The following is a 2,047-nucleotide window of genomic DNA, read 5'->3' on the forward strand; positions in this document are numbered from 1 at the left end:
CGGGCCGCGTGGTCGGTGCCACGGCCTTCGGCAGGGTGCGTTTTTCGGACGAGCGCATGTTGTCCAGCGACAGGCGCATCTTCTCGCCGACCGACAGGCGCGTGTAGCGGCGCTCGCCCTCGCGGCTGAGCTCCTTCTGCAGCGCGAAGACGGATTGGGGGCGCGACAGCGGGTCCAGCGCCATGCACCACTCCACCACCTCGATGAGGTCGTCGGAGTAGACGCCGCGCAGGCGCGAGAGCGACAGGCCCAGCCGGTCCTTCTCGATGCGCTGGGGCGCGTCGTTGGGCGGGTAGCCGTACATGCAGGCGTACATGCACGCGCCGATGGCATAGATGTCGGTCCACGGGCCCATGGAGGAGTCGCGCCGGTACATCTCGGGCGCTGCGAAGCCGGGCGTGTACATGGGGCGGATGAAATTGCCCTCCTTGGACAGCACCTCACGCGCCGCGCCGAAGTCGATCATCACCGCGCGGTCGTCGTTGGTGACGAAGATGTTGGCGGGCTTGATGTCCAGGTGCAGCATCTTGTGCTGATGCACCACGCGCAGGCCGCGCAGGATCTCGTCGAACAGCGAACGGATGGTGGACTCGCGGAAGACCTTGGCCTTCTTCAGGTCGCGCGCGGTGACGATGAAGTCCTGCAGGGTGGCCCCCTCCAGGTAGTTCATCACCATGTAGACCGTCTCGTTCTCGCGGAAGAAGTTGAGCACGCTCACCACCGAGGCGTGCGAGATCTGCGCCAGCGAGCGCCCCTCCTCGAAGAAGCTCTTCAGCCCGAGCCGGTACAGCGACAGCTTCTCGGGCGGCACCTGCGGCGTCAGCTCGCCCGTCGCGCGGCTGGCCAGCGACGAGGGCAGGTACTCCTTGATCGCCACCTGCTGGCCGTTGGGATCGACCGCCAGGTACACCACGCCGAAGCCGCCCGCCGACAGCCGGCGGATCACGCGATAGCCGCCAATCATGGTGTCCGGCAGCAGTGGCGCGGGTTTGACCTTTGACATAATCGGGAGTTTCGCCCGAAGGCGGGGAAAGCGGCAAGCGAGCGCATCGCCGGAACCTCGCGGGAACGGCCACCGAGGGAGCACCGAAAGTGGCCGGGCGGCGCGCAATCACACAGCGACACAGCGAGAGCGAGGCTCGATGCCAGTTTACAGCATGACCGGCTATGCCAGCGGGCAGAGCGGCCCGTCCGGCACCCCCGAAGACAAGGAAGGCAGGACGACGTCCGCAGGCCGCCTCGGGGTCGAGATCCGCTCGGTCAACAGCCGCTACCTGGACCTGAGCTTCAAGCTCGCCGAAGACCTGCGGCAGCACGAGCCGGCCTTGCGCGAACTGCTCACCCGGCGGCTCAAGCGCGGCAAGGTCGAGGTGCGCGCCGCCGTCGACCTGCCTTCGGCCGGCCTGGCCGAACCCAGTGCCCGCCTGCTGCAGCGCCTCAACGGACTGCAGGATGCGGTGCGCGCCTGGCTGCCGGAGGCACGCGGGCTCAGCGTCGCCGACGTGCTGCGCATGGCGACCGGCGACACCGCCGCGCCCACCACCGCCGGCTTCGACGTGCCGGCCATCGTAGGCCGGGTGGTCGACGACCTGGTCGCCGCGCGTGCGCGTGAAGGCGAGCGATTGGCCGCCATGCTGCGCGAGCGGCTGGCCGCGCTGCGGCGCCTGGCCGGGCAGGCTGCGCCGATCGTTCCGCAACTGGTGGAACAGCAGCGCACCCGCTTCCTGCAACGCTGGCAGGAGGCCATGGGCCTGGCCGGCGGCACCGCCCCGGAGGCCGCCCAGGAACGCGCCCTGGCCGAAGCCACCGCCTTCGCCATCCGCATCGACGTGGCGGAGGAACTGACCCGCCTGACCGCGCATCTGGACGAGATCGAGGCCCTGCTCGACAAGGGCGGCGAGATCGGCAAGCGCCTGGACTTCCTCATCCAGGAACTGCACCGCGAGGCCAACACCCTCGGCTCCAAGTCGGCCACTCTGGAGCTGACGCGCGTCGGCGTCGACATGAAGGTGCTGATCGAGCAGATGCGCGAGCAGGTGCAGAACAT

2 protein-coding genes are annotated in these 2,047 nt (G+C 68.9%); one reads left to right on the forward strand and one right to left on the reverse strand.

The genetic code is table 11. The features are described from left to right. Positions 1-1,003 (reverse strand): serine/threonine protein kinase (locus ACIY1X_RS21350; protein ID WP_399684490.1); only part of this gene is annotated, 1,003 nt, incomplete at its 3' end. 139 nt (positions 1,004-1,142) lie between these two features. Between ACIY1X_RS21350 and ACIY1X_RS21355 the strand changes: the two genes are divergently transcribed. Next, positions 1,143-2,047 (forward strand): YicC/YloC family endoribonuclease (locus ACIY1X_RS21355; RefSeq protein ID WP_399684493.1); only part of this gene is annotated, 905 nt, incomplete at its 3' end.

Origin of the sequence: Xenophilus sp., from assembly GCF_044462705.1 — a bacterium.
In the GTDB taxonomy this organism is placed as follows: domain Bacteria; phylum Pseudomonadota; class Gammaproteobacteria; order Burkholderiales; family Burkholderiaceae_C; genus Xenophilus; species Xenophilus azovorans.